Genomic DNA, 25,670 nt, shown 5'->3' on the forward strand with positions numbered 1-25,670 from the left:
ACTTATGTGCGGATTAGCAGGAGAGTTGCGTTTCACCCCCATCGACCAAGCCCCCCGCCCGGCGGATCTCGCCGCGGTGGAGCGCATCACCCATCATCTGGCGCCACGTGGCCCTGATGCCTGGGGCTTCCACAGCCAGGGGCCGATCGCCCTTGGCCATCGGCGCCTGAAGATCATGGACCTGTCCGACGGCTCGGCGCAGCCGATGGTCGACAACACCCTCGGCCTGTCCCTGGCGTTCAACGGCGCCATCTACAACTTCCCGGAACTGCGCCAGGAACTGCAGGACCTGGGCTATAACTTCTGGTCAGACGGCGACACCGAAGTGCTGCTCAAGGGCTACCACGCCTGGGGCGCCGCGCTGCTGCCCAAGCTCAACGGCATGTTCGCCCTGGCCATCTGGGAGCGCGACAACCAGCGCCTGTTCCTGGCTCGCGACCGCCTCGGCGTCAAGCCGCTGTACCTGTCGCGCAACGGCGAGCGCCTGCGCTTCGCCTCGACCCTGCCGGCGCTGCTCAAAGGCGGCGACATCGACCCGATGATCGACCCGGTAGCGCTCAATCACTACCTCAACTTCCACGCCGTGGTGCCAGCACCGCGCACGATGCTGGCCAACGTGCAGAAGCTCGAGCCCGGGACCTGGATGCGCATCGACCGCCACGGCGAAGTCGAGCGCCAGACCTGGTGGCAACTGCATTACGGCCCGACCCCGGACGAGCAGGACCTCGACCTCGAAGGCTGGACCACCCGTGTGCTCGATGCCACCCGCGATGCCGTGGCGATCCGCCAGCGCGCGGCTGTGGATGTTGGCGTGCTGCTGTCCGGTGGCGTCGACTCCAGCCTGCTGGTCGGCCTGCTGCGCGAAGTCGGCGTGGACGACCTGTCGACCTTCTCCATCGGTTTCGAGGATGCCGGCGGCGAACGTGGCGACGAGTTCCAGTACTCGGACCTGATCGCCAAGCACTACGGCACCCGCCACCACCAGTTGCGCATCGCCGAACACGAGATCATCGAGCAGTTGCCGGCTGCCTTCCGCGCCATGAGCGAGCCGATGGTCAGCCACGACTGCATCGCCTTCTACCTGCTTTCGCGTGAAGTCGCCAAGCACTGCAAGGGCGTGCAGAGCGGCCAGGGCGCCGACGAGTTGTTCGCCGGCTATCACTGGTACCCGCAGGTGAATGGTGCCGAGGATGCCTTCGCTGCCTATCGCGAGGCGTTCTTCGACCGTAGCCACGACGAATACCGCGACACCGTGCAGGCACCCTGGTTGCTGGACAACGATGCCGCCGGCGATTTCGTTCGCGAGCACTTCGCCCGTCCCGGTGCAACCCATGCGGTGGACAAGGCCCTGCGCCTGGACAGCACGGTGATGCTGGTCGACGACCCGGTCAAGCGTGTCGACAACATGACCATGGCCTGGGGCCTGGAGGCACGTACGCCGTTTCTCGACTATCGCCTGGTCGAACTTTCTGCCCGTATCCCGGCGCGCTTCAAGCTGCCAGACGGTGGCAAGCAGGTGCTCAAGCAGGCGGCGCGACGGGTCATTCCCCATGAAGTCATCGACCGCAAGAAAGGCTACTTCCCCGTACCCGGCCTCAAGCACCTGGAGGGCGCGACCCTTGGCTGGGTACGCGAACTGCTGACCGACCCGAGCCAGGACCGTGGCCTGTTCAACCCGGCCATGCTCGATCGCCTGCTGAGCAACCCTCACGGCCAGCTCACCCCACTGCGCGGCTCCAAGCTGTGGCAACTGGCGGCCCTGAACCTGTGGCTCAGCGAACAAGGAATCTGACCGATGAAAGCCCATAGTGCCTATGGCCAGCGCCTGTTGCGCGGCCAGGCGCCCTCCTACGAACGCCTCCAGGCACGCCTGGCCGGTGACGGCAGCGACCCCCACGACCAGCCGCGCGCCGTGCACTGCGGCTGGGGACGTTTGCTGATCGGCCACACCTACCCTGACCCTGCACAACTTGCCGAGGCCATGCTCGACGAACAGCCCGGCGAACGTGACATCGCCTTGTACGTGGCGGCCCCCCAGCAGTTGCTGGCCCAGGCGCCGCAACAGTTGTTTCTCGACCCCTCCGACACCCTGCGCCTGTGGTTCACCGACTATCGCCCGGCCCAGCGCGTGTTCCGCGGGTTTCGCATCCGTCGCGCCCAGGCCGAAGGCGACTGGCAGGCGATCAACACGCTGTATCAGGCGCGCGGCATGATGCCGGTCAATCCCGAGCTACTCACCCCGCGCCACCTGGGTGGCCCGGTGTACTGGATTGCCGAGGACGAAGACACCGGCGCCGTGATCGGCAGCGTCATGGGTCTGAACCACAGCAAGGCTTTCGACGACCCCGAGCACGGCAGCAGCCTGTGGTGCCTGGCCGTCTCCCCGCAGTGCAGCCGTCCGGGTGTCGGCGAAGTGCTGGTGCGCCATCTGGTCGAGCACTTCATGAGCCGCGGCCTGGCCTACCTCGACCTGTCGGTGATGCACGACAACCGCCAGGCCAAGCGGCTTTACCAGAAGCTGGGCTTTCGTAACCTGCCCACCTTCGCCGTCAAGCGCAGGAATGGCATCAACCAGGAACTGTTCCTCGGCCCTGGCCCTGAAGCCGGGCTCAATCCCTACGCGCGGATCATCGTCAACGAAGCCCTGCGCCGTGGTATCGAAGTCCAGGTAGACGACGCCAGCGCCGGGCTGTTCACCCTGAGCCTGGGCGGGCGCCGGATTCGCTGTCGCGAATCGCTGAGTGACTTGACCAGCGCCGTGACCATGACCCTGTGCCAGGACAAGCGCCTGACCCGCAAGGTGCTGCACGATGCCGGCCTGCAGGTGCCTGCCCAGCAACTGGCCGGCAACGCCGACGACAACCTGGCTTTTCTCGAAGAGCATGGCGCCGTCGTGGTCAAGCCGGTGGATGGCGAGCAGGGCCAGGGCGTCGCGGTCAACCTCACCGAATACGACGAGATCAGCCAGGCTGTGGAGCACGCCCGGCGTTTCGACAGCCGCGTGCTGCTGGAGAGCTTCCACGCCGGTTTCGACCTGCGCATCCTGGTGATCGGCTTCGAGGTGGTGGCCGCCGCCATTCGCCATCCGGCCGAGGTGATCGGCGACGGCAAGCACACCATCAAGGCACTGATCGAGGCCCAGAGCCGCCGTCGCCAGGCCGCAACCGGGGGTGAAAGCCGCATCCCGATGGATGAGGAAACCGAGCGCACCCTGCGCGCCTCCGGGCTGGGTTTTGAAGACGTATTGCCGGCAGGCCAGCGCCTGGCGGTGCGGCGCACGGCGAACCTGCACACTGGCGGCACCCTGGAAGATGTCACCGAACAGTTGCACCCGGTGCTCGCCGATGCGGCAGTGAGGGCTGCACGGGCACTGGAAATTCCGGTGGTCGGCCTGGACCTGATGGTGCGCGATGCGCAGCAGCCGGACTACGTGATCATCGAAGCCAACGAGCGGGCCGGGCTGGCCAACCATGAACCGCAGCCGACTGCGGAGCGGTTCGTGGATCTGCTGTTCCCGCATAGCCAGCCCCTGGCCTGAATCGCTGCTGGTCTTTTCGCGGGCAAGCCCTTGTGGAATGGGCTTGCCCGCGAAAAAGCCAGCAAAGACCCCAAGGAGTACCCATGTCCGAACGACTCCCCGAACCCGACCTGGACTACCTCAAGCGCGTCCTCCTGGAGATGCTCGCCATCCCCAGTCCCACCGGCTTCACCGATACCATCGTGCGCTACGTAGCCGAGCGCCTGGACGAACTGGGCATCCCCTTCGAGCTGACCCGCCGTGGCACCATCCGCGCCACGCTCAAGGGCCGTCAGAGTTCGCCCGATCGCGCCGTCTCGGCACACCTGGACACCATCGGCGCCAGCGTGCGGCAGTTGCAGGACAACGGCCGCCTGGCACTGTCGGCAGTAGGTCACTGGTCCAGCCGCTTCGCCGAAGGCAGCCGGGTCAGCGTGTTCACCGACACCGGCGTGTTTCGCGGCAGCGTGCTGCCGTTGATGGCCAGCGGGCACGCGTTCAACACCGCCATCGACCAGATGCCGATCAGCTGGGAACACGTTGAGGTGCGCCTGGACGCCTACTGCGCTACCCGCGCCGATTGCGAGGCGCTGGGCATCGGCATCGGCGACTTCGTCGCCTTCGATCCGCTACCGGAATTCACCGATAGCGGCCATATCAGCGCCCGTCACCTGGACGACAAAGCCGGCGTGGCGGCATTGCTCGCAGCCCTCAAGGCTGTGGTGGAAAGTGGCCGCCAACCGCTGATCGACTGCCATCCGCTGTTCACCATCACCGAGGAAACCGGCTCCGGGGCCGCAGGCGCGCTGCCTTGGGATGTCAGCGAGTTCGTCGGCATCGACATCGCCCCGGTGGCGCCGGGGCAGGCGTCCAGCGAGCATGCAGTAAGCGTGGCGATGCAGGACTCTTCAGGGCCGTACGACTACCACCTGTCCCGTCATCTGCTCAAACTCGCGAGCGACCAGGAGTTGCCGGTACGCCGCGACCTGTTCCGGTACTACTTCAGCGACGCCCACTCGGCGGTCACGGCCGGGCACGATATCCGCACTGCGCTGGTGGCGTTCGGTTGCGACGCCACTCACGGTTACGAGCGCACCCACATCGACAGCCTGGCTGCACTGAGCCGCCTGTTGTCGGCGTACCTGCTCAGCCCGCCCGTGTTCGCCAGCGACTCGCAACCGGCCAATGCTTCTCTGGAGCGCTTCAGTCATCAACTGGAGCATGATGCGCAAATGGAGAGCGATACCCGGGTGCCAGCGGTGGATAGCCTGGTGGGCAACAAGAGCTGAACCTGGCGGCGGCGTCTACGCGGTTCAACCCGCTCAGACGTCGCCGACGATTAACGTCCCTGCCCCACTTTCAAGTAGCATGCAGCCCAACCTGCCCAACCCGATAGCCATCATGCTGATCCCCTACGACCAACTCGAAGCCGACACCCTCACCCGCCTGATCGAAGACTTCGTCACCCGCGACGGCACCGACAACGGCGACGACACCCCGCTGGAAACCCGCGTGCTGCGCGTGCGCCAGGCCTTGGCCAAAGGCCAGGCATTCATCCTCTTCGACCTGGAAAGCCAGCAGTGCCAGTTACTGGCCAAGCATGATGTGCCACGGGAGTTGCTGGATTAAGACGAGGAGCTGCGCTCCAGCTCCTGCTCCTTGATACGCTTGTAAATCTCCGAGCGGTGCACCACCACCTCACGCGGTGCACTGATCCCGAAGCGCACCACGCCCCCTTCGACGGCCATCACTTTGATGCGGATGTTCTCGCCGATGGTGACGACCTCGCCGACATCACGTCCGATTACCAACATGCTCCGATCCTCCAGACCCAGGGAAAATCCGAGCCTGCTATGGGCATTCGGCCTATTCAATCACTCACCTGTGAAATAGACCGCACCTACCCAGATCGGTAAAAAGCCCTACAGACGGCACCTGCATAACAGCTATTGCCCTGGCCGCGCCTTGGCCCGCATCTTTACCGCCATACTGGCCATCTCGTCATAGAGCACCTGCGGGGCTTGGCACTTCAGACGCCAGGCATCGCGTCCGGCCTCGTGCGGCAGAATCAGGAATTCGCCCGCCGCGACCTGTGCGTGGATGTAGTCGGCAATCTGTGCGGCAGTGATGGGCGAGCCTTCCAGCAGCTTGCCGACCTGCGCCTTCATCGCCGGATTCGGCCCGCGGAAAGAGTCAAGCAGGTTGGTCTGGAAGAACGACGGGCACACCACATGCACCCCCACCTCGAGTTGGCGCAACTCCACCAGCAGGCTTTCCGACAGCGCCAGCACACCGGCCTTGGCGACGTTGTAGTTGCTCATTCCCGGCCCTTGCATCAGCGCCGCCATCGAAGCGATGTTGATGATGCGCCCCTTGCTGCGCTCGAGCAGTGGCAAAAACGCCTTGCAGCCCTTGACCACGCCCATCAGGTTCACTGCGATCTGCCAGTCCCAGTCTTCAAGCGACAGCTCGGCGAAGAACCCGCCCGAGGCGACGCCTGCGTTGTTGACGATCACATCGATGCCGCCGAATTGTTCCTCGCAGGCTTGGGCCAAGGCGGTGAGCTGGCTGTAGTCACGCACGTCGCAACGCTGCACGAAACCATCGCCGCCTGCTGCACGTACCTGCTCCAGGGTTTCGCGCAGGCCAGCATCGTTGACATCTGCCAGCGCCAGGCGCCAACCCTCCCGAGCCCAGCGCAGGGCGATCTCGTGGCCCAGGCCGGATCCTGCGCCTGTGATCATGATGCGGTTTTGCATGGTGACGGGCCTTGTGCCGACTGAATTGCAACCGAGTCTAATCAACGTCGGACAGCGAGGCAGGATTCATCAGGATAGTGAATGCAAGCCCATGACCGTTCAGTCAGTGCCGAGCTCGTCGACCTGCAAGGGGCAGACACACAAATGGAATCTTTCAGGTCCGGCAACAGTCCGAATTTACAAGAGGCCAGCAGTTCCAGGCCCTTGACCCCAACCACGCAAGGATTTCGCCCATGACCACGATCCTCATCATCATCCTGATCCTGCTGCTGATCGGTGGCTTACCGGTCTTCCCCCATTCGCGCAGCTGGGGTTATGGCCCGTCCGGCATCGTCGGTGCCGTACTGGTGGTGCTGCTGGTGCTGTTATTGCTCGGGATGATATGACGCCACCGCCATGCCGCCAGTGGCGGCATGGCGATTGAGCTGGCGATCCAGCTGCTGCATCGCCGCGTGCAACGCGCGCACGTCCGCACTCAATTGCTCCGGTGCGGGTGACGGCTGGGCGCAGGTTCGTTCGAGACGTTCGCACAATTCCACCAGAGTACTGGCGCGCACGATGCGCGCAGCGCCCTTGACCCGATGGGCCAGTTGCGCAAGTGCCTGCGGCTGGTGCCTGAACGTCTGCAAGCATTTGAGATCACTACGGTTGCTGCTGCGTAGATCGGACAGCAAGGCACTGAGCGCAGCTTGGTCCTTGCCCACCAGGTGCATCAGATGGCCCATGTCCAGAATCGATTGGCCGCATGCGCTCGCCTCTGAGGGTGGACGACACGCCGTCAGTACCAGCTCCAGGTCTTGCAGCCCCAGCGGCTTGAACAGGCAACTGTCCATGCCCGCAGCCCGGCAGCGGTTTCGCTCATCGACCAGGGCGCTGGCCGTGAGCCCGATCACCCGACAGCGCGGACGCTCGCTGCGCCGCTCATGTTCGCGGATTGCCCGCGCCAGTGCGTGCCCACCGAGCCGAGGCATGTTGCAATCGCTGATCACTACATCGAAATGCTCCTTGAGCCACAAGCGCAGGGCCTGCGTGCCGTCTTCGGCGACGCGGGCCTGATGGCCGAGGTAATCGAGCTGTTGGGCCAGCAACAGGCGGTTGGCAGGGTAGTCATCGACAACCAGCACCCGCAACCTGGCGAAGTGTGCCATGGCCGTGGGCACGGAGGGCTCCTCACGGGCTTCCTGCGCGATCAGCAAAGGCAGCTCAAGGTGAATGCACACCCGTGTTCCCTGCCCCAGCACACTGTCCAGCATCAGGTGCCCTCCCATCATCTGGCACAGGCTGCGGCTGATGGCCAAACCCAGCCCGGCGCTGTGACGTGGCGATTGTCGATGGTTGCTGGCCTGGCGAAACAGTTGGCCAAGGGCGGCCAGCTCATCGGCGGCAATGCCGATTCCGGTGTCCTCCACGGCCAGCTCGACCGCCAGCCTGGCCCCCTGCGCACGCGCCTGCAAATCAACCCGGACATGACCCTCGCCGGTGAACTTGATCGCATTGCTCAGAACGTTGGCGAGGATCTGCTTGAAGCGCAGAGGATCGAGCATGACCTCGCACGCCTGTGCACCGCGCATGTTCAGTTCCAACACCAGGCCCTTGGCCCGCGCCTGCGCTTCGAACAACTGCACCACGCTGGCCACCTGCTCGCCCAGCACGACACGCTGCGGCGCCAGTTGCAAACGCCCGGCTTCGATCCGGCTGACATCGAGAATGTCACCGATCAACTCGAGCAGGCCGCGCGCGGCATCGGTGGCCACTTCGATGGCCATGCGGTCGAGAACACCCTGGCCCGCCTTGCGCTGGGCCAGTTCGAGCATGCCCAGCAGCGCGTGTAGCGGAGTGCGGATTTCATGGCTCATGGTGGTGAGAAAGCCAGTCTTGGCCTGGTTCGCCGCCTCCGCCTCGCGGCGCGCCCGTGCCGCCTCTCGCTGCAGACGGCGCAGGTAACGAATCCACACCAGCGCCAGCAACAGCAGGCCAAAGGCCGCCGCGAAGCCACCCAGGATCTTGCCACGATAGCGTGACCAGACCCCATCCCCCACGATCAGTGGATTGCGCCAGCGGCGAACCAGGGCATCGGTTTCCTGTGGGGCAAGGCTGAGCAGGGCCTTGTTCAGGATGCCCTGCAACGCCTGCTCGCCGTGCGCCGTGGCCAGCGCGAAGTGAGCAGGCGGCAAGGATACGCTGGCCGCGATCTTCACGCGCCCCGGATACCAACGGGCGATCATCGGCCGCGCATCGTCGTAAGTCAGCACCGCCGCGCTCACCTGACCGCGTGCCACCGCGTGCAGGGCCTCGAGTGCCCCACCATAGGCCTGCAAGCGGATACGCGGGTAGCGCTGGGCCAGGAGGTCCGGCACGGCACTGCCCAGGATCACACCCAGTCGGTGCCCCTCCAGCCCGACCAGGCTCGCAGGGCCGGAGGCGTCTTCACGCGTGACCAGCACCCGTGCTGCGCTCAGGTATGCCCGACTGAAACTCAGCTCGCGGGCCCGCTGCGGGCTGTAGGGCAAACCGGCAATCACCTGTGCACGCCCCTGACGCACCCACTCGATCATCTGCTCGATAGTGCCTGAGGCTTGCACCTCGAAACGCAACCCGGTGCGCTGGCTGATCAATTGCAGGATGTCCAGGCTCAGCCCCTGCAGCCCCGCCTTGGCATCGCGATAGCTCAGAGGTAGCAACTGTTCGTCCAGCACCACCTTGACCACAGGATTGTCACTGATCCAGCGCTGCTCGGAGGTGCTCAACTGCAAGGCAGCAGGATCGTAGGCCGCCATCGCCAACGGGCTCCAGCGTCGGCGGATCTGCTCATGCTGGGGCTCGCCAAGGCTGGCGAGGGCTTCATCGACCAAGGTCGCCAGCGGCCCGGTCGAGTCGAGCATGGCGAAGCCGATCGCCTGTGAATCCAGGTCGGCACGACCGACCGCCTCGACCCCGAACAGCTGACTGCGCCCCAGCAGGTAGCGTCCTTTGTGCTCATCCCCGATATACACATCGGCCTGACCCAGTACCAGCGCGGCCATGGCACTGAACGGCGAGGCATGCCACTGGACCTGCGCCAGCGGGTAACCTGCCAGAACCTGTTCCAGTGAGCGATAGCCTTCGACCATGGCCAAGCGCATACCGGGCTCATGCCCTGGTCCAGGTGCGCCGACCGGTCGGGCCGCCATCAGCATGGGCCGGTCCTCGGCATAGGGATGCGACAAGCGCAAGCCGGCATCCTGAGCCTGGCGAGCGGTCACCGAACCGACCAGGTCGATGCGTGCATCACGCAAGGCTGCAAAGGCCTCGTTCTGCGTGGCAAAGACCTGCACCTCGACCTGCATGCGCAACCGTGCCGCCACCAGGCTGGCGTAGTCGGCAGTGATACCCTCATAGGTCTGGCCGGTGCCCAGCAGGTCGAAAGGGGGATCGTGTCGTTCGACGATACCCAGGCGCAACCGGCTTCGCTCCCACAACCAGCGCAGGGCCGCTTGCGTCGGTTCGATGGCCGGCCCCTTCAGGGCAACCCCCGAATGCAACTGGGTGGCAGTTGCTTGCGGCGGGGCGATCAGGCACAACAGCAGCGCCATCGACAGGGCTCGGCCGAGCACTGGACAGCTCTAGATCAAAAGATTGCGGCGAGCGAAATCCGCGAGATCGATGAGCGAACGGACCCGAAGCTTTTCCAGCAGGCGGCTCTTGTAGGTGCTGATGGTCTTGTTGCTCAGCAACATCGCATCGCCGATTGCCTTGTTGCTCAAGCCCCTCGCCAACTGCTGCAGAACCATCAATTCACGGTCGGTGAGGCTGGCGATGCACTGCGCCTCGCTGGCCTTGAGATCCTGCCGGTGCACCGAGCTGAACGCCACCTGCGGAAAGTAGGTGTAACCGGAAAGCACGGCGCGCACCGCCTTGTTCAGTTCACCAAGATCATCGGTCTTGGACACATAGCCGGCGGCGCCGGCCTGCATGCAACGCAGCGAATAGGCCTCGGCCAGTTGCGAGGTAAGGATCAGCGACTTGGCCGGATGCTCCAGGCTACGCATCCGGGCGATCACCTCCAGGCCATCCAGACCAGGCATGGTGATGTCCAGGATCACCAGATCCACCGGTTCCTGGCGCATCAACCGCAGCGCATCGATACCATTGTCCGCCTGCCCGACGACCTCCAGCCGCTCCTGGCGCAACAGCATGCACACGGTCGAGCGGATGAAAGGATGGTCGTCGACCACCAGTACCCTGCTCATGCTCGTTCCTCGCTCGTCATGTCCATGGACTACAACTCGGCATCGAAAACGACGGTAACCAGGCCACTGTAGGTACTTCCGGCATTGGCCAGCATGCCGCGTACCTGATCGGATTCGATGGCGAAGTGCAACTGCCCGGGGCGATTCGCCACCGGCTGAACCGACTCGAACTGCAATGCCATGGCGCGCCCGGTGGGCAGCGGCAGTCGCTGCACCGCGCCGCCCCCATGCTGGATCCCCCCAGGCAGGCTGAGCGCCACTTCCAGGTCGGCCTGATGGCTGGCGGCATCCCGGATCGCGCACCCGGTACCACTGTCGTGCTGACACAGCTTGTAGACCTTGAACGGGCCGGTCGACCACACCCGGAAAGGCAAGTCGCGATAAAGCCGCTGTGGAACCCGCCCTCCCCCCAGCCATGCCTGCCAGCCGCCTCGTGGTTCGAGCACGGCGCGCTCGGATCCTGGGGGAAACTCGAACAGGAAGGCATGCTGCACATCCAATTCGAAATTCACGGTCAGTGTGTCGCCGCTAAGCGCTGACACTCCATTACCGAAGTCAAAGTCCATGCCCGGACCGATGCGGTAGGTGGTGGAACCTCGATAGATGCCAGAACGCAGGCGGTAAGGCGGCGGTAGGTCGAGCTGGAAGGCGACGCTGGTTTCCTGCACGTCGAGGTTCTGGCTGAAGCCCGCTGCAGCGTAACCACCATCTGCAGTGCAGGCTCCCGGGGAGGTCGGATTGCCGATGCTCCAGAGGAAGGAGATAAGGGCGGGACGGAATTGCGAGACATTGCCGATACTGCTGCAACCGCCCTCCACCCTTGCCTGGTAAAGCGTATGTCGATTGATATTCGCGCCGAGCACGCGTTGGCTGAGCGCCGTCCACTCGAACACCATACGCCGCGAATCGAGCCCGTCATCAGAGCGCACCTCGATCTCGCGTCGAGCGGGAACCTTGACGAAGAAGGTATCGCGCACATCCGAAGCTGCACGGATCGTCGTCTTGGTACAGGTGATAGGCAGGGTCACGGTCATCTGCTCACGGCAGCTCGAACCCCAGCTCTGACAAAGCCCGCCAGGCGGCGTAGTATTCTCGAACCGTCCCGATCCGCCGCCATTGTATTTCGCAGTCAAGGTCACCTCCAGGGCAGGGGCAACCGGTGCGACCAGCAGCATGAGCCATAGCCAGGCGCGACCGATATGCGCAAGGCGACCGCGTCCTGCGAGGCGGCTCATCCTTCCACCACGACATCGCGGCGTTCGGCACCTTCATGCAGGTCGAAGCGATGTTCCTTTTCCACATGACCACTGAATTGTCGGCTACGCCCCGGCAACAAGTGATGCTTGGTGGCCGCATCACAGGTCTGCGCCGCCACGTGGCACTGACGGAAACGGTCCAGGACTACACTGGCGTTGCCAGCGTTGGTCACTTCCAACTGACCAGCCTGACGGCGAATCCGGGTATCGAAACGCGCCTGCTGCGGGCGCACGAACAGCAACGAACCGTAACCGGCCAGCAGGTTGACGCCAGCCTGCAAGTGCTCACGGTAGCTGCGTGCCTCTTTTTCATCGACGGCAAAGCCATCGCCGCGCTCAGGCAGCACCGGTACGAAGCGCAGGCGGAAATAGCGCTCCTGATCTCGTGGCCCTCGGTACAGAAGGCGCACAGCCTGCATGCCACCAGCAGGCACGATCAGCCGGGCAGGACTGGCGATCAGCCCTCGCTGTTCCAGCGCCAGGCCATCAGTCGCGACCTCACGAGCACTGCCGTCTGCGTCATACACCAGCTCCACCACGCTGATCCTGACGAAGGCCGTGGTGTCGCCACCATTGCGTACCCGTTTGAGCAAGGTGCTCCGGTCACCTTCAAGGTAGTCGTAAAGCCCACCGATGTTCAGTTCCGGAGCCGCGTGTAATGACAGCGGTATCGTCAGCAGCAGGGCCATCAGGCCGCGGATATCCATGCGATAAATCTCCATGCAATCAATGTGATATTAGGGGGGCGTCGGGCGCGTGGCCATGCACCGATGCGAGCGATACTTCCCAAAACGCGATGAGAAAACTCCTACAAAAAGCAGGCGCTGTGCACTTCTCAACCACTGCGTGCATCCGTGGCAGGGTCCCCTTTGCCCGCCAGTTCACCGGGCCTGCACTGCTGGTCACCGGCCAACAGCACATCGCCCTCGCGCACCAGTCGCGAAGGGTCAAGCGCCAGCAAGCAGACCGCTGCCCCCTTGAGACGGACCTCGAGAGTCGGAGTCGCCTCGCTCATTTCAACGGCGAAGAAACCGTCGACTTCAGTGACGCTGCGGCTGGCGTGATTGATTACCTGCGCGCCCCGCAAGGGCTGGCCCTTGTCGTCGAACAAGCGTCCCAGCACCGTGACCGTGCGCATCACCCGCAACTGGCGATAGGCGATGCCGCCTCGGTTCAGGTGGTAATCCAGGCTGGCGGGCTGGATCAACGCCGCAGTGGGGTCGATACCTTCGAAGTCGAACTGCACGCTGCCGGGCTTGTAGGCCGCGACCGGGATCACGTTGCGCCCGGGGCGCAGGACGGCGGTGCTGCCATTGGGGTCTTCGGCGTGCAGTTTCAGGTCGGGCAAGTCACTGTCGACGTCGACAATCAGACCCGCCTGATGCGGCAGGTACTGGCCGCTCATTGCAACCTTGCCGCCCCCAAGCGCAAGCAGGCTCTCCAGGTTCACGCCACCGCCGAACTCGCCGTTGTAGGAAGATTGCTGAACGTAGGCATCGCCATGCATCACCTCGTTTTCGAACTGGGTATCGCCGCCCAGCCCCACGCCATAGCGGTCGGCACTCATCGTTGCACCGACACTGCGCAGCGGCCCGAGCTCGAGGTCTTGCTGATAGGTCAGCGAGGTGTTGATGTCGCGCCCGCCATCACGAGAAGTGCGGGTACCGACAGTCGCCGACAACCGCCGCCCCTTGCCGCCTCCCAGGCTCATGCTCAGCGCCAGGTTGACCCCGCGGCTGCGTGACTCCCCCGTGGCCAACGTGCCGGGGCGGTCGAACACCGACAGCCGCCAGTTGGCATCGGAGCCGAACAGCCGTCCGTAATACGACCACCCCAGATCCAGGCCCAACCCCTCGCTGGCACCGCTGCTGTGCGACACCCGCAGGTTGGCAGTGTGCCGCGGGTCCAGGCGCTGACTCAGCGACACCGAGGTCTGCCGGGTCGCCAGCGCCGCATGAGGGCGCCGGGTGGTCGTCTGGGGGGTGAGCCAGGAGCGGCTGTGGCTGGCCACCAGGGAGGTGGTCTCGAAATTGCCCACGGCCTGCAGGTCGTAGCCGTTGCCATAGCCCCGGGCCTGATAGAGGTTGCCATACAGCTTGAAGCGCTCGTGCACATCCCAGTCCAGCGAAGTGCCGAACTGCTGCTGCTCATCGATCTGCTGCACGGAAACCCCCACCACTGCGCGTGGATGCAGGAGGTAGTTGGCAAGGATGCCGCCACTGAGACTGTCGTCATGCTCACGTGACCAGTTGCTCAGCACACTGCTCTGGCGCCCCAGGTAGACGTTGTAGCGCCAACGCCCGCCGCGGCTGCTCCAGTTGCTGGGTTTGTAGATGAATGCCTGGTCGCGCGAGGTGACCTGGCCATCCTCGACCAGACGCACCTCGACTTCGTAGATGCCACCGGGCAGCACCCGGGTGTCCAGGGTCTGCAAGCCAGGCTGCACAGGCTGGCTGTTGATCAGCACACCGTTGCGGTAGATCTCGACGATCGCCGGTCGGTCGGGGGTGACATAGATCGGGGTGGTGCTGGGCATGCCGGTATCCAAGGCCAACCCGTCGCTGCTGCCGAACATCAGCCCCAGTGTAGTGTCGGGGCTGGCCCCGTTCAGCCGTGGCTGGCGCGTCAGGCCCTGGGCACTGGGGGTGAAGTAGCCGAGCCGATAGAAGTGATCTTCGACCAGGCGTTCGGCATACAGCTGCTCGACGTGATAACGGGTCGAGGCGTCGGCCTCGCTGCCACGGTCGAGTTGGCCATCGGCCAGGGCGGTCCAGTGACCGATGCTGCCCTGGCCCTGCAGTGCAAAGCGCCCAGTACCGCCGCGCCCATCTCCGACCAGGTTGAGCTGGTTGCGCAGCAACAGGCCCGTGCTTCCTTGCTCTGGCGGCTGGTGAAAACGAGGTACCTGCCCGGCGCTTTCGGCCTGGAGGGTGAGCAACGATAACTGTGAGTTGACCAGGCTGTAGTGCACGGCCTGAAGCCCATCGGGACAATCCTGAAGACAATCTCCGAGCGGTCGCGGTCGAGCCAGACGCTCCTGCCAGCGCTGGCGCAGGCTTTCGGGCTCGCGGCTCTCGTCGGTTTCGGTGAACTCGAGCAGTTGCACCTGCTCGTCACGCCCCAGGACCACCATGGCATCGCCCAGGTAGCGGCCGTCCAGGTCCACCCGCACCGCCAGCGGCACATCGAAGAAATGCCCCTCGAATTCACGCGGCAAACCCTCGACCCGCCCGAGGGTTGCAGAGGCAGCAAGGCCGATCCGGGGCATCAGGGCGATGCAGGCGCCCACGAGCAGGCAATGGCGGAGCGCGGCGGGGATAGGTTGAAAGATTGGCATAGGCATCATGGCAGGCAATGCCCGCCCCGCCCTGACAAGCATCAGACAGGGGCAGCAACGGGCAATGGAAAGCAGGGAGTGAGCGAATCAGGGGGTGGCGGTTTCGAACATCATGCTCACCAGCCCCTGGTAGCTGCCGGGCACATAGCCGCCGGCTGGCGCGGCTTGAGCCGCGATCTCGAAACCGACCACCGCACCCGGCGCTGCCTGCGCCGCGGTGATGACTTCGGTGGAGGTGGTGCTGAGTGTCGTGCCGGCCACCGACACATCCAGGCCGATGCTGTTCACGCCGTCGCTGACCGCCGCCGGCGACACCAGGTAAGCGGTGATCGGGCCAACGGTGCTCTTGACCTGCAACTGCTTGCGGATCGGCTGCAGTTCGCTGCGGAACGAGTTCCAGGACAGTTCTTGCGGGTCGTTCATCCAGTTGCCGCCCACCGGCTCGACGAAGAAGGCATCGGTAGGCACCTGTGCGGTGACCTGGACCTGCTTTTCGATAGGGTCGACGGCATATGCCGATGCGGCGGTAAACAGTGCGAGGGGCAGGGCCACGAACAGACGTTTCATGAGGAAATCTCCTTGAAGTGATGAGGCGGAATAACGCTTGACTGCGTCACCTGGCTCATTATTCGCGGAGTAATCGACGCATTAACTCAGACCCTTCCCAGCGAGCTTGGGAAATTTCCCAGGGATAGAGAAATGCCATCAATCAGAAACGACGACGCCCCGGCAAGCGGGGCGTCGTACTCGGCATCAACGATCAGTGGGAAACCGCACCACTGGCGCCCAGGCCGGTCTGCGAGCGAACGAACTGCGGGTAGAACAGTGCACGCTCGTCATCGGCAGCCTTGGACTTGTCGGTGACCGAGAAGAACCAGATACCCGCGAAGGCGATGATCATGGAGAACAGTGCCGGGTACTCGTACGGGTAGATGGCTTTTTCATGACCGAGGATCTGCACCCAGATGGTCGGGCCGAGGATCATCAGGCCAACCGCGCTGATCAGGCCCATCCAGCCGCCGATCATGGCGCCGCGGGTGGTCAGCTTCTTCCAGTACATCGAGAGCAGCAGTACCGGGAAGTTGCAGCTTGCGGCGATGGAGAAGGCCAGGCCAACCATGAAGGCGATGTTCTGCTTCTCGAACAGGATACCCAGGCCGATCGCCAGGACGCCCAGGGCGACGGTGGTGATCTTCGACACGCGGATCTCGTCCTTGTCGTTGGCCTTGCCCTTGCGCCATACGCTGGCGTACAGGTCGTGGGACACCGCCGAAGCGCCTGCCAGGGTCAGGCCGGCAACTACAGCCAGGATGGTGGCGAAGGCCACCGCCGAGATGAAGCCGAGGAAGATGCTGCCACCCACGGCGTCGGCCAGGTGCACCGCCGCCATGTTGTTACCGCCCAGCAGGGCGCCGGCGGCGTCCTTGAAGTCCGGGTTGGTGCTGACCAGCAGGATCGCGCCGAAGCCGATGATGAAGGTCAGGATGTAGAAGTAACCGATGAAGCCGGTGGCATACAGCACGCTCTTGCGCGCTTCCTTGGCATCGCTGACGGTGAAGAAGCGCATCAGGATGTGCGGCAGGCCTGCGGTGCCGAACATCAGCGCCAGGCCCAGCGAGAAGGCCGAGATCGGATCCTTGACCAGGCCGCCCGGGCTCATGATCGCCTCGCCCTTGGCATGCACCTTGATCGCTTCGGAGAACAGGGTGTTGAAGTCGAAGCCCACATGCTTCATCACCATCAGCGCCATGAAGCTGGCACCGGAGAGCAGCAGCACGGCCTTGATGATCTGCACCCAGGTCGTGGCCAGCATGCCACCGAACAGCACGTACAGGCACATCAGGATGCCGACCAGGATCACCGCGACGTGGTAGTCCAGGCCGAACAGCAGCTCGATCAGCTTGCCCGCGCCGACCATCTGCGCGATCAGGTAGAAGGCCACCACCACCAGCGAGCCCGAGGCCGACAGGGTGCGGATCTCTTTCTGCCCGAGGCGATAGGAAGCAACGTCGGCGAAGGTGTACTTGCCCAGGTTGCGCAGGCGCTCGGCGATCAGGAAGAGGATGATCGGCCAGCCGACCAGGAAGCCGATCGAGTAGATCAGGCCGTCGTAGCCGGAGGTGAACACCAGCGCGGAAATACCCAGGAAGGAAGCAGCCGACATGTAGTCACCGGCGATCGCCAGACCGTTCTGGAAGCCGGTGATGCGCCCGCCTGCGGCGTAGTAGTCCGAAGCCGACTTGTTGCGTTTCGAGGCCCAGTAGGTAATCCCCAGGGTGAAGCAGACGAAGGCCAGGAACATGATGATCGCCGACATGTTCAACGGCTGTTTCTGCACCGCGCCGCTGATTGCATCGGCAGCCCACACGGCGGGTGCGAAGGCACCGCAGGCCAGTACGGCCAAGGTTTTGGCGTGACGAATCATTGCTGCGCCTCCTTCAGGATCGCCTTGTTCAGCTCATCGAACTCACCGTTGGCACGCCGCACATAGATGGCGGTGAGGACGAATGCCGAGAGGATCAGGCCGACGCCCAGAGGAATGCCCCAGGTGATGGAAGAGCCGGGGCTGAGTTTGGCGCCGAGAATCTGCGGGCCATAGGCGATGAGCAGGATGAAAGCGCAGTAGAGGCCGAGCATGATCGCCGACAGGAGCCAGGCGAAACGTTCGCGTTTGGTGACCAGCTCCTTGAAGCGCGGACTTTCTTGTATCGATCGGTAGATGCTGTCGTTCATTGTTTTTGTCCTAGCAGCAACACAGTAAGGGGAGAACCCGCCTTAACTTTATGCTGCCGGTGGACGCCAACCAGACGACCTTAGTCTTAGATGCAACAGTCTTTTACCATTCGGGTAACAAAGTCAGGGCCAATGCGCACTTTGCAGGAGCGGGTTTACCCGCGAAAAGTACCCACTGGCCCTATCGGTTATTTACCCGTCCACTCCTTGACCCGCTCAGGATGCTTGGCCACCCAGTCCTTGGCCGCTGCTTCAGGCTTGGCCCCTTCCTGGATCGCCAGCATCACTTCGCCGATCTCGTCCTTGGACTGCCACTGGAACTTCTTGAGGAACTCGGCCACTTCCGGCGCCTTGGTCGCCAGTTCCTTGCTGCCGATGCTGTTGACGGTTTCCGCCGCACCATAGACGCCCTTGGGATCTTCGAGGAACTTGAGTTTCCATTTGGCGAACATCCAGTGCGGCACCCAGCCGGTGACCGCGATCGACTGCTGCTTGGCATACGAACGCCCAAGTTCCGCCGTCATCGCCGCGCCGGAGCTTGCCGTCAGCTTGTAGCCGGTGAGGTCGTAGTCCTTGATCGCCTGCTCGGTCTTGAGCATGACTCCGGAGCCTGCATCGATGCCGACGATCTTCTGCTTGAAGCTGGCGTCGGTCTTGAGGTCGGCGATGCTGTTGGCCTTGACGTACTCCGGCACGATCAGGCCGATCTTGGCATCCTTGAAGTTGGGGCCGAAGTCGACCACGTTATCCTTGTTCTTGCTCCAGTATTCGCCATGGGTCACCGGCAGCCAGGCCGAGAGCATGGCGTCGAGCTTGCCGGTGGCGACACCCTGCCACATGATGCCGGTGGCCACCGCTTGCAGCTTCACGTCGTAGCCGAGTTTCTGCTTGATCACTTCGGCAGCCACGTTGGTGGTGGCGACGCTGTCGGCCCACCCGTCCACGTAACCGATGCTTACTTCCTTGGCCATGGCCTGTGCAGCACCCATGGCCAACACCAGGGCGCCGGTCACGCCCAGGAAACGTCGCATTCTTGTAGTAGTCGCCATCAAAGCATCCCCTCGTCAGGTCTTGGAGATTGCATCATCAACCTGCAACACAGCGCGACCTGCTCCGTCAGCGACCTTTACCCAACGATAAGCGACAGCACTTCGCCATTAGCGTCATCCACGCGCGCAGTTCTGCGCGATCCTTGCATGCCAAACTGTTGGCGCCGGGCTACTATCAGCGACTCTCAACCGATGACCCGCGCCAGACGATGGACCGCTCGATGCCCAGCACGCCCCGCACCACCCTCCTCTACCTGATCACCTGCCTGTTCGCCCTGCTCGGTCTCGGTGCACTCTGGTATGGCCTGGGCAAGCCGGTGCACCTGCCCGATGCGGCGAGCCCGGCGCACAAATTGCAGTGCGCCTCCTACACCCCCTTCGACAAGGATCAGTCGCCCTTCGACCAGCCATTTCGCCTGCGCCCTGCGCGCATGGACGCCGACCTGGCATTGCTGGCAGAGCGCTTCCAGTGCATCCGCACCTATTCGATGACTGGGCTGGAGGCGATCCCGGCGCTGGCGCGCAAGCACGGACTGAAGGTGATGCTCGGTGCCTGGGTCAATGCCAACCCGGTAGACACCGACAAGGAGGTGGCGCTGCTGATCGAGGCGGCCAACGCCAACCCGGACGTGGTCAGCGCAGTGATCGTCGGCAACGAGGCGCTGCTGCGCAAGGAAGTCACCGGCCAACGCCTGGCCGAACTGATCACTCGGGTGAAAGCCCAGGTGCAGGTCCCGGTGACCTACGCCGACGTCTGGGAGTTCTGGCTCCAGCACCCGGAAGTGGCGCCAGCGGTGGACTTCCTGACCATCCACCTGCTGCCCTACTGGGAGGACGATCCACGCGGCATCGAGGACGCCCTGGCGCATGTCGCCGAGGTACGTCAGGTGTTCGGCAACCGCTTCGCCCCCAAGGACGTCATGATCGGCGAAACCGGCTGGCCCAGCGAAGGCCGCCAGCGCGAGACCGCAGAGCCCAGCAGGGTCAACGAGGCCCGCTTCATTCGTGGCTTCGTCGCGATGGCCGAGGCCAACGGCTGGCACTACAACCTGATCGAAGCTTTCGACCAGCCCTGGAAACGCGCCAGCGAAGGCGCCGTGGGTGGCTACTGGGGGCTGTACGACGCTGATCGGCAGGACAAAGGCGTACTCGAAGGGCCAGTCAGCAACCTGCCACTGTGGCCACAGTGGTGGCTGGCCAGCGCGTTGCTGGTGTTGGCGACCCTGGGCCTGGCCGGGCGCCCGGTGCACGCCCGCGCGGCGTTGCTGTTACCGCTGCTGGCGGCAGTCGGCGCGGGCAGCCTGGGGCTGTGGGGCGAGCTGATGCGCACCAACGCGCGCTTTGTCGCTGAGTGGCTGTGGGCGGCAGCGCTGGCGGGCCTGAACCTGCTGGTACTGGCCCATGCCGCGCTGGCCCTGGCCCGGCGCGAAGGCTGGCGTGAGCGGTTGTTCACCTGGCTGCAGGCGCGAGCGGGATGGTGGCTGCTGGCAGCGGGATTCGCAGCGGCGGTGAGCATGCTGGCAATGGTCTTCGATCCGCGCTATCGCAGCTTCCCCAGCGCAGCGCTGCTGCTGCCGGCGCTGGTGTACCTGTTGCGACCGGTGGCCGCGCGCAGGGCCGAAGTGGCGCTGCTGGCATTCATCATCGGCGCGGGGATTGCGCCGCAGCTGTATCAGGAAGGGCTGCACAATCATCAGGCCTGGAGCTGGGCGGCGGTCAGTGTGCTGATGGTGGCTGCCCTTTGGCGCAGTTTGCGCAGGGCTTGAAACGGCGGTGTTCCTTTCGCGGGCAAGCCTGCGAAAAGAACACCGGTAAAACCTGCTAGCTGGAGGCCCTGACCAACCGCAACCCCGCCAGAACCACCGCAAAAACCCCCAGGCTCGCCGTGTACAGCACCAGCGCCGGTACCCCTGCCACCAGCGCCAGCACCGCCCCCCACCAGCCAAGCCGTCCCGGCAGCACCTGGCACAGCAAGGCCAGCCCCAACGCCACCCAGCCGATCACCTGGAAGTGAATCCACAACCCCAGCAGCGACCGCGCCTGGCACTGCCAGTGTTCGCCAGGCACCGCGCACAGGCCTACCCACTGCCCGTCTTCCATCAGGCCGAAACGCACGCCATAACTGGCCGCCAGCCACACCGGCAGAAACAGCAGCAACGCAACGACAGGCCACCAACGACTCATGCACAGCTCCAGAAAATGTAACCGGCGCTCAGGATAATCCCCCAGGCCTGCCGCGCAAGGCAAAATGGCGCGGTTCGGCTAATGTCGAGGAAGCGGTCATTGCCGCAGCGGCCAACTTCGCGGCAACATCCGCCACAATAAAGGACAGCGCGCCAGGCAACTTTGCCAGGGGCACGATGGTCCTAGCTCCACATTGCCTTGCCGTTCTCCCGGGGGACTCTCCATGCTTCGACCGTTGCGCCTTGTCGCCCTGCTGTGCGGCCTGTTTCTGGCTGCGGCCGCCTCTGCGCGGGACATCGACCCCGCCACCTACGGCTATCCCTTGACCAATCCGTTCGAGGCGACCATTGCCACCACGCCGCCGGACCAGCGCCCGACGCTGCCCAGCGACGACGATATCAACCAGTCCGACTACAGCCTGAACCTGCGCCCAGAGCGCGAATTCACCCTGCCGGACAACTTCTGGCCGGTGAAAAAACTCCGCTACCGCCTGGCACGCCAGGACCACGAAGCGCCATTGGTGTTCATCATCGCCGGCACCGGCGCGCCCTACAGCAGCACCATCGCCGAATACCTGAAAAAACTGTTCTACCAGGCGGGCTATCACGTGGTGCAGTTGTCTTCGCCCACCAGCTGGGACTTCATGAGCGCCGCCTCACGCTTCGCCACGCCCGGCGTGAGCCGCGAGGATGCCGAAGACCTGTACCGGGTCATGCAAGCCGTACGCGCCCAGCATCCGCGCTTGCCGGTCAGCGAGTTCTACCTCACCGGCTACAGCCTCGGCGCCCTGGACGCGGCGTTCGTCAGCCATCTGGACGAAACCCGGCGCAGCTTCAACTTCAAGCGCGTGCTGCTGCTCAACCCGCCCGTGAACCTGTACACCTCGATCAACAACCTCGACAAACTGGTGCAGACCCAGGTCAAGGGCATCGACCGCAGCACCACGTTCTACGAACTGATGCTGGAAAAACTCACGCGCTACTTCCAGGACAAGGGCTACATCGACCTCAATGACGCCCTGCTCTACGACTTCCAGAACTCACGCGAGCATTTGTCCAACGAACAGATGGCCATGCTGATCGGCACCTCGTTCCGCTTCTCGGCAGCCGACATCGCCTTCACCTCCGACCTGATCAACCGCCGCGGCCTGATCATTCCGCCGAAGTTTCCGATCACCGAAGGCAGCAGCCTCACGCCGTTCTTCAAACGGGCCCTGCAATGCGACTTCGACTGCTACCTGACCGAGCAGGTGATCCCCATGTGGCGTGCGCGCACGGACGGCAACAGCCTGCTGCAACTGATCGACCAGGTCAGCCTGTACGCCCTCAAGGACTACCTCGCCGACAGCCCGAAGATCGCCGTGATGCACAACGCCGACGACGTAATTCTCGGCCCCGGCGACATCGGTTTCCTGCGCAAGGTGTTCGGCGACCGGCTGACCCTTTATCCACACGGCGGCCATTGCGGCAACCTCAACTACCGCGTCAATGCCGACGCCATGCTGGAGTTCTTCCGTGGCTGACAGACTCATACTTGCCCTCGCCCTGCTCGTCAGTACCAGCGCCCTGGCAGCAGAAACCGCACCGCGTACCAGCGTGGTCGAAGCCGATGTGATCGACACGCCTACCGTGGAATCGGACGGCTTCCTCGACCCGCTGCGCGAGCTGAAATTCAACCCCGGTCTCGACCAGCGCGAGTTCGAACGCTCCACCCTGGCCGCGTTGAACGTCTACGACCCGCTGGAATCGATGAACCGGCGCATCTACCACTTCAACTATCGCTTCGACCAATGGGTGTTCCTGCCGGCGGTCGATGGCTACCGCTACATAACCCCGCACTTCGTGCGCACCGGGGTGAGCAACTTCTTCAACAACCTGGGGGATGTGCCCAACCTGTTCAACAGTGTGTTGCAGCTCAAGGTCAAACGCTCGGCGGAGATCACTGCGCGCCTGATGTTCAACACCCTCATCGGCGTGGGTGGCCTGTGGGACCCGGCGACCAAGATGGGGTTGCCACGCCAGAGCGAGGACTTCGGCCAGACCCTGGGCTTCTACGGCGTTCCGGAAGGCCCGTATATCATGCTGCCGATCCTCGGTCCCTCGAACCTGCGCGACACCACAGGCCTGGTGGTGGACTACGTCGGCGAGCGCGAAGCGAATTTCCTCAACGTCGCCGAGGTCAGTACCGACCATCCGGAGATCTTCCTGCTGCGGGCGATCGACCGGCGCTACACCACCAATTTCCGCTATGGCCAGACCAACTCGCCGTTCGAGTACGAAAAAGTGCGCTACGTCTATACCCAGGCGCGCAAGTTGCAGATTTCAGAGTGAGTGCGGCGGGGCCGCCATGCGGCCTCAGCCCACCAACCCCAGAAACTGCTGCAACTCCCGGCGCTTGGCCAGGGCATCGCTGCGCCCCAGTTCGATCAGCTCACTGCAGTAGCTCGCCTCGAACAACAGGTAGCTGAGTACACCGGCCCCGCTGGTCCTGGTCGCTCCGGGCCCACGCAGGAACAGGCGCAACGCAGCCGGCAACTCGCGCCGATGACGTGCCGCGATCTCGTCCAGCGGCTGGCTGGGCGCCACCACCAGTACTTCGATCGGCGCCAGACCCAGGCGCCGGGCGTCCAGATGTGCAGGCATCAGATGACTCAGGTGATTCAGGCGTTGCAACAACTCGATATCGTCTTCGAGGCTGTCGATGAAGGTACTGTTGAGCATGTGCCCACCGATCTGCGCCAGGCTCGGCTGTTGCCCGCTGAACACCCGTGCACTCTGTACCGGCGGCACAGGGCGCTGCGGGTTACCGCTGACCCCCACCACCAGTACGCGACTGGCCCCCAGGTGCAGTGCCGGGCTGATCGGCGCAGACTGGCGCACCGCGCCGTCACCGAAGTACTCGTCGCCCAGGCGCACCGGAGCGAAGAGCAACGGGATGGCCGAACTGGCCAGCAGGTGCTCGACGCTCAGCGCAGTGGGTACGCCGATACGCCGGTGCCGCAGCCAGGGTTCGATCGCTTCGCCGCCTTGATAGAACGTCACCGCCTGGCCGGACTCGTAACCAAAGGCGGTTACGGCCACCGCGCGCAGTTGCTCGCTGGCCAGGGCATGGTGGATGCCATCCAGGTCCAGATGCGCCTTGAGCAGCGCTCGCAGCGGGCTGCTGTCGAGCAGCGCTACCGGCATCTGCCGGCCCAGCCCCAGCAGGCTGTGGCTGACGAAACGGCTGGCCTGACGCATGACCCCGGGCCAGTCGCTGCGCAGCACAAGGTGGCTGCGAAAGTTCTGCCAGAAGCGGGTCAGGCGCTGCACCGACTCACCAAAGCGAGTGGCGCCGCTGGCCAGGGTCACGGCATTGATGGCCCCGGCAGAGGTGCCGACGATGACCGGGAAGGGATTGGGCGCGCCGGCGGGCAACAGTTCGGCGATACCGGCGAGCACGCCGACCTGGTAGGCAGCACGGGCTCCGCCGCCGGAGAGGATCAGGCCAGTAGTCGGGGGTGGGGCCATCGGTTCCTTCCTGGTTTGTCGGTTTTGTCAGGATCGGCCCCTTCGCGGGCAAGTCGGGGCGCGAAAGGGCCTGCAGCCACTACCCCGGATCAGCGCTTCTTCTTGTCATACAGCCGCGGCGCCCCTTCGGGCCGCGACTTGAAGCGCCGGTGCGCCCACAGGTACTGCTCGGGGCACTCGCGGAGCACACTTTCGACCCACTGGTTGATGCGCAGGCAGTCGGCCTCCTCGCTCTCCCCTGGGAAATCCTCGAGCGGCGCATGCACCACCAGACGATAGCCGCTGCCATCTTCCAGGCGTTTCTGAGTGAACGGAATCACCCGCGCCTTGCCCAGTCGGGCGAACTTGGTCGTTGCAGTCACCGTGGCGGCGGGGATGCCGAACAGCGGCACGAACAGGCTCTGCTTGGTGCCGTAGTCCTGGTCCGGCGCGTACCAGATCGCCCGCCCGCCGCGCAGCAGCTTGAGCATGCCGCGTACGTCCTCGCGCTCCACTGCCAGGGAGTCGAGGTTGTGCCGCTCGCGACCGCGTCGCTGGATGAAGTCGAACACCGGATTGCCGTGCTCGCGGTACATGCCATCGATGGTGTGCTCCTGGCCGAGCAGGGCCGCGCCGATCTCCAGCGTGGTGAAATGCACCGCCATGAGGATGGCGCCCTGCCCGTCACGCTGGGCTGCCTGCAGGTGCTCCAGACCTTCGATGTGTGCCAGGCGGGCAAGCCTGGCTTTGGGCCACCACCAGCTCATGGCCATTTCGAAGAAGGCGATGCCGGTAGAGGCGAAGTTTGCCTTCAGCAGGCGCTGCCGTTCGTCGCCGGACAGTGCCGGGAAACACAGCTCCAGATTGCGCGCGGCAATGCGCCGACGCTCGCCGGCCAGGCGATACATCACGGCGCCCAGGGCGCTGCCGAGCCACAGCAAGGCTCGGTAAGGCAACTGCACCACCAGCCACAGCAGTCCCAGGCCGAGCCACAGGCCCCAGAAACGTGGATGGAGGAAGTAGGGACGAAAACGCGGACGATCCATTGAAGCTTCCGGTAAGACAAAGGCCTGGCATTCTACAACCTTTGGCCGCAGGTTGCGGCCAATCGGTCTTAT

At 64.1% G+C, this 25,670-nt stretch carries 22 protein-coding genes; 8 read left to right on the plus strand and 14 right to left on the minus strand.

Translation table 11 applies throughout. From position 1 onward, the window contains the following. Window positions 1–4 precede the first annotated feature (4 nt). The 4 genes from ACTYOL_RS20415 (at window position 5) to ACTYOL_RS20430 (ending at window position 5,146) form a co-directional block, all read left to right on the plus strand. Window positions 5–1,792 carry an N-acetylglutaminylglutamine amidotransferase gene (locus tag ACTYOL_RS20415; protein WP_151926285.1) on the plus strand — a complete coding sequence of 596 codons (1,788 nt, stop codon included), beginning with the start codon at window positions 5–7 and terminating at the stop codon, window positions 1,790–1,792. Between the two features lie 3 nt (window positions 1,793–1,795). After that, on the plus strand, window positions 1,796–3,538 hold the full coding sequence (gene ngg, locus ACTYOL_RS20420; protein WP_054893859.1) for an N-acetylglutaminylglutamine synthetase: 1,743 nt from the start codon (window positions 1,796–1,798) through the stop codon (window positions 3,536–3,538). Window positions 3,539–3,621: 83 nt separating this feature from the next. Then, a complete protein-coding gene (locus tag ACTYOL_RS20425; protein WP_063545789.1) occupies window positions 3,622–4,806 on the plus strand; it encodes an osmoprotectant NAGGN system M42 family peptidase in 1,185 nt (394 codons plus the stop codon). Between the two features lie 112 nt (window positions 4,807–4,918). Beyond that, the gene (locus ACTYOL_RS20430) at window positions 4,919–5,146 is read left to right on the plus strand and encodes a YheU family protein (protein WP_054893888.1); all 228 of its coding nucleotides are present in this window, start codon (window positions 4,919–4,921) and stop codon (window positions 5,144–5,146) included. On the opposite strand, the gene csrA is transcribed toward ACTYOL_RS20430, so the two are convergent. Continuing rightward, window positions 5,143–5,331: a carbon storage regulator CsrA gene (gene csrA, locus ACTYOL_RS20435; RefSeq protein ID WP_063545790.1), complete on the minus strand. Its 189-nt coding sequence runs from the start codon at window positions 5,329–5,331 to the stop codon at window positions 5,143–5,145. The genes ACTYOL_RS20430 and csrA overlap by 4 nt on opposite strands. Before the next feature lie 132 nt (window positions 5,332–5,463). Next, window positions 5,464–6,276, minus strand: coding sequence for an SDR family oxidoreductase (locus ACTYOL_RS20440; RefSeq protein WP_197890733.1), 813 nt, complete (start codon window positions 6,274–6,276; stop codon window positions 5,464–5,466). 233 nt (window positions 6,277–6,509) lie between these two features. Between ACTYOL_RS20440 and ACTYOL_RS20445 the strand changes: the two genes are divergently transcribed. Then, on the plus strand, window positions 6,510–6,662 hold the full coding sequence (locus tag ACTYOL_RS20445) for a DUF3309 family protein (protein WP_065862157.1): 153 nt from the start codon (window positions 6,510–6,512) through the stop codon (window positions 6,660–6,662). Here the strand turns inward: ACTYOL_RS20445 and ACTYOL_RS20450 are convergent. The 9 genes from ACTYOL_RS20450 to ACTYOL_RS20490 all read right to left on the minus strand — a co-directional run bounded on the left by ACTYOL_RS20450 (window position 6,642) and on the right by ACTYOL_RS20490 (window position 18,880). Continuing rightward, window positions 6,642–9,869 (minus strand): transporter substrate-binding domain-containing protein, encoded by a 3,228-nt coding sequence (locus ACTYOL_RS20450; protein WP_444756983.1) that lies wholly within the window; start codon window positions 9,867–9,869, stop codon window positions 6,642–6,644. The two genes, ACTYOL_RS20445 and ACTYOL_RS20450, sit on opposite strands and share 21 nt — an antisense overlap. Window positions 9,870–9,878: 9 nt before the next feature. Then, window positions 9,879–10,505, minus strand: a complete 627-nt coding sequence (locus ACTYOL_RS20455; RefSeq protein WP_153772843.1) for a response regulator transcription factor — start codon at window positions 10,503–10,505, stop codon at window positions 9,879–9,881. A 29-nt stretch (window positions 10,506–10,534) separates the two neighbouring features. Further along, window positions 10,535–11,740, minus strand: a complete 1,206-nt coding sequence (locus ACTYOL_RS20460) for a hypothetical protein (protein ID WP_444756984.1) — start codon at window positions 11,738–11,740, stop codon at window positions 10,535–10,537. Beyond that, window positions 11,737–12,468, minus strand: coding sequence for a fimbrial biogenesis chaperone (locus tag ACTYOL_RS20465; RefSeq protein WP_444756985.1), 732 nt, complete (start codon window positions 12,466–12,468; stop codon window positions 11,737–11,739). Before ACTYOL_RS20465 ends, ACTYOL_RS20460 begins: the two co-directional genes overlap by 4 nt. 128 nt (window positions 12,469–12,596) lie before the next feature. Continuing rightward, a complete protein-coding gene (locus ACTYOL_RS20470; RefSeq protein WP_444756986.1) occupies window positions 12,597–15,098 on the minus strand; it encodes a TcfC E-set like domain-containing protein in 2,502 nt (833 codons plus the stop codon). Between the two features lie 87 nt (window positions 15,099–15,185). Then, on the minus strand, window positions 15,186–15,665 hold the full coding sequence (locus tag ACTYOL_RS20475; RefSeq protein WP_153772840.1) for a CS1 type fimbrial major subunit: 480 nt from the start codon (window positions 15,663–15,665) through the stop codon (window positions 15,186–15,188). A 193-nt stretch (window positions 15,666–15,858) separates the two neighbouring features. Then, window positions 15,859–17,523 (minus strand): cation acetate symporter, encoded by a 1,665-nt coding sequence (locus ACTYOL_RS20480; protein ID WP_054893849.1) that lies wholly within the window; start codon window positions 17,521–17,523, stop codon window positions 15,859–15,861. After that, window positions 17,520–17,831, minus strand: a complete 312-nt coding sequence (locus tag ACTYOL_RS20485; protein WP_063545796.1) for a DUF485 domain-containing protein — start codon at window positions 17,829–17,831, stop codon at window positions 17,520–17,522. Before ACTYOL_RS20485 ends, ACTYOL_RS20480 begins: the two co-directional genes overlap by 4 nt. Window positions 17,832–18,019: 188 nt before the next feature. Further along, entirely contained in the window at window positions 18,020–18,880 is an 861-nt protein-coding gene (locus ACTYOL_RS20490; protein WP_444756987.1) for a glycine betaine ABC transporter substrate-binding protein, read from the minus strand. Between the two features lie 209 nt (window positions 18,881–19,089). Here ACTYOL_RS20490 and ACTYOL_RS20495 point away from each other — a divergent pair, with 209 nt between their 5' ends. Next, window positions 19,090–20,646: a glycoside hydrolase family 17 protein gene (locus ACTYOL_RS20495; protein WP_444756988.1), complete on the plus strand. Its 1,557-nt coding sequence runs from the start codon at window positions 19,090–19,092 to the stop codon at window positions 20,644–20,646. A 55-nt stretch (window positions 20,647–20,701) separates the two neighbouring features. Here the strand turns inward: ACTYOL_RS20495 and ACTYOL_RS20500 are convergent, their stop codons facing one another. Continuing rightward, window positions 20,702–21,064: a hypothetical protein gene (locus tag ACTYOL_RS20500; RefSeq protein ID WP_063545798.1), complete on the minus strand. Its 363-nt coding sequence runs from the start codon at window positions 21,062–21,064 to the stop codon at window positions 20,702–20,704. Window positions 21,065–21,287: 223 nt separating this feature from the next. Here ACTYOL_RS20500 and ACTYOL_RS20505 point away from each other — a divergent pair, with 223 nt between their 5' ends. Both ACTYOL_RS20505 and ACTYOL_RS20510 read left to right on the plus strand, forming a co-directional pair. Next, a complete protein-coding gene (locus tag ACTYOL_RS20505; RefSeq protein ID WP_065862161.1) occupies window positions 21,288–22,586 on the plus strand; it encodes a serine/threonine protein kinase in 1,299 nt (432 codons plus the stop codon). Further along, window positions 22,579–23,394, plus strand: a complete 816-nt coding sequence (locus ACTYOL_RS20510; protein ID WP_054893844.1) for an MlaA family lipoprotein — start codon at window positions 22,579–22,581, stop codon at window positions 23,392–23,394. Before ACTYOL_RS20505 ends, ACTYOL_RS20510 begins: the two co-directional genes overlap by 8 nt. 24 nt (window positions 23,395–23,418) lie before the next feature. On the opposite strand, the gene ACTYOL_RS20515 is transcribed toward ACTYOL_RS20510, so the two are convergent. Together ACTYOL_RS20515 and ACTYOL_RS20520 are read right to left on the minus strand one after the other, a co-directional pair. Continuing rightward, complete coding sequence (locus ACTYOL_RS20515) at window positions 23,419–24,573, minus strand: patatin-like phospholipase family protein (RefSeq protein WP_197890715.1); 1,155 nt, start codon at window positions 24,571–24,573, stop codon at window positions 23,419–23,421. Between the two features lie 89 nt (window positions 24,574–24,662). Next, window positions 24,663–25,598 carry a lipid A biosynthesis lauroyl acyltransferase gene (locus tag ACTYOL_RS20520; RefSeq protein ID WP_153772837.1) on the minus strand — a complete coding sequence of 312 codons (936 nt, stop codon included), beginning with the start codon at window positions 25,596–25,598 and terminating at the stop codon, window positions 24,663–24,665. Between the last annotated feature and the right edge of the window lie 72 nt (window positions 25,599–25,670).

The organism is Pseudomonas sp. A014 (assembly GCF_052378495.1).
In the GTDB taxonomy this organism is placed as follows: Bacteria; Pseudomonadota; Gammaproteobacteria; order Pseudomonadales; family Pseudomonadaceae; genus Aquipseudomonas; species Aquipseudomonas machongensis.

Bases quoted from the DNA above. Each gene is read 5' to 3' on its own strand.
- ACTYOL_RS20415 (WP_151926285.1), top strand. From the start codon at position 5: ATGTGCGGATTAGCAGGAGAGTTGCGTTTCACCCCCATCGACCAAGCC.
- ngg (WP_054893859.1), top strand. From the start codon at position 1,796: ATGAAAGCCCATAGTGCCTATGGCCAGCGCCTGTTGCGCGGCCAGGCG.
- ACTYOL_RS20425 (WP_063545789.1), top strand. From the start codon at position 3,622: ATGTCCGAACGACTCCCCGAACCCGACCTGGACTACCTCAAGCGCGTC.
- ACTYOL_RS20430 (WP_054893888.1), top strand. From the start codon at position 4,919: ATGCTGATCCCCTACGACCAACTCGAAGCCGACACCCTCACCCGCCTG.
- csrA (WP_063545790.1), bottom strand. From the start codon at position 5,331: ATGTTGGTAATCGGACGTGATGTCGGCGAGGTCGTCACCATCGGCGAG.
- ACTYOL_RS20440 (WP_197890733.1), bottom strand. From the start codon at position 6,276: ATGCAAAACCGCATCATGATCACAGGCGCAGGATCCGGCCTGGGCCAC.
- ACTYOL_RS20445 (WP_065862157.1), top strand. From the start codon at position 6,510: ATGACCACGATCCTCATCATCATCCTGATCCTGCTGCTGATCGGTGGC.
- ACTYOL_RS20455 (WP_153772843.1), bottom strand. From the start codon at position 10,505: ATGAGCAGGGTACTGGTGGTCGACGACCATCCTTTCATCCGCTCGACC.
- ACTYOL_RS20460 (WP_444756984.1), bottom strand. From the start codon at position 11,740: ATGAGCCGCCTCGCAGGACGCGGTCGCCTTGCGCATATCGGTCGCGCC.
- ACTYOL_RS20465 (WP_444756985.1), bottom strand. From the start codon at position 12,468: ATGGATATCCGCGGCCTGATGGCCCTGCTGCTGACGATACCGCTGTCA.
- ACTYOL_RS20470 (WP_444756986.1), bottom strand. From the start codon at position 15,098: ATGCCAATCTTTCAACCTATCCCCGCCGCGCTCCGCCATTGCCTGCTC.
- ACTYOL_RS20475 (WP_153772840.1), bottom strand. From the start codon at position 15,665: ATGAAACGTCTGTTCGTGGCCCTGCCCCTCGCACTGTTTACCGCCGCA.
- ACTYOL_RS20480 (WP_054893849.1), bottom strand. From the start codon at position 17,523: ATGATTCGTCACGCCAAAACCTTGGCCGTACTGGCCTGCGGTGCCTTC.
- ACTYOL_RS20485 (WP_063545796.1), bottom strand. From the start codon at position 17,831: ATGAACGACAGCATCTACCGATCGATACAAGAAAGTCCGCGCTTCAAG.
- ACTYOL_RS20490 (WP_444756987.1), bottom strand. From the start codon at position 18,880: ATGGCGACTACTACAAGAATGCGACGTTTCCTGGGCGTGACCGGCGCC.
- ACTYOL_RS20495 (WP_444756988.1), top strand. From the start codon at position 19,090: ATGGACCGCTCGATGCCCAGCACGCCCCGCACCACCCTCCTCTACCTG.
- ACTYOL_RS20500 (WP_063545798.1), bottom strand. From the start codon at position 21,064: ATGAGTCGTTGGTGGCCTGTCGTTGCGTTGCTGCTGTTTCTGCCGGTG.
- ACTYOL_RS20505 (WP_065862161.1), top strand. From the start codon at position 21,288: ATGCTTCGACCGTTGCGCCTTGTCGCCCTGCTGTGCGGCCTGTTTCTG.
- ACTYOL_RS20515 (WP_197890715.1), bottom strand. From the start codon at position 24,573: ATGGCCCCACCCCCGACTACTGGCCTGATCCTCTCCGGCGGCGGAGCC.
- ACTYOL_RS20520 (WP_153772837.1), bottom strand. From the start codon at position 25,598: ATGGATCGTCCGCGTTTTCGTCCCTACTTCCTCCATCCACGTTTCTGG.